Here is a 637-nt window from a genome sequence, read left to right as displayed (position 1 = left end):
CGCCGGGCGGTTCCTGCTGCACCCGGCCCTGCTCGACGCGGCCCTGCACCCGCTGCTGCCGGGCGTGGCCGACGAGGGCCGTGCGGCGCTGCTGCCGTTCTCCTGGTCCGGGGTGCGGGTGTACGCGTCGGGTGCGACGGCGCTGCGCGTGCGGCTGGCCCCGGCGGGCGCCGAGACGGTGTCCCTCGCCGTGGCGGACGCGGTGGGCGCACCGGTGGCGTCGGTGGAGTCGCTGCGGTTGCGGCCGCTGTCGAAGGAGGCGCTGCGGGAGGCCGCGTCGACGGCGCGGGACGGGCTGTTCCGTGTCCTGTGGACGGCGGGCACCCGGGCGGCCGCGCCGGTGGACGCGTCCGGCTGGGCGGTCGTCGGCGAGGTCGCCGTCGAGGGTGCCACCCGGTACGCGTCGCTGGACGAGGTCCCGGCCGGCACCGGCACGGTCGTGTACGCGCCGACGTCGGCGTACGGCTCCGAGGACGCGGCCGGGGCGGCCCACGGTCTGCTGCGCGACGCCCTGGCGGCGCTCCAGGCGTGGCTGGCGGACGAGCGCCACGCCGACGCGACCCTGGTCGTGGCCACGCGGGGCGCGGTGGCGACCGGTGACGGCGAGGACGTCACGGATCTCGCGCACGCCGGTGTG

General features: G+C 79.0%; 1 protein-coding gene. It reads left to right on the top strand.

Features of this window, described 5'->3' with window-relative positions; genetic code table 11:
• Positions 1-637: SpnB-like Rossmann fold domain-containing protein (locus H0H10_RS02325; RefSeq protein WP_188179090.1), on the top strand; the 637-nt coding region annotated here is incomplete at both ends.

This window comes from Streptomyces griseicoloratus (assembly GCF_014534645.1).
In the GTDB taxonomy this organism is placed as follows: Bacteria; Actinomycetota; Actinomycetes; order Streptomycetales; family Streptomycetaceae; genus Streptomyces; species Streptomyces griseicoloratus.
The sequence above is the reverse complement of the archived record's forward strand: the minus strand, read 5'-3'. Positions and strand labels throughout refer to the sequence as shown.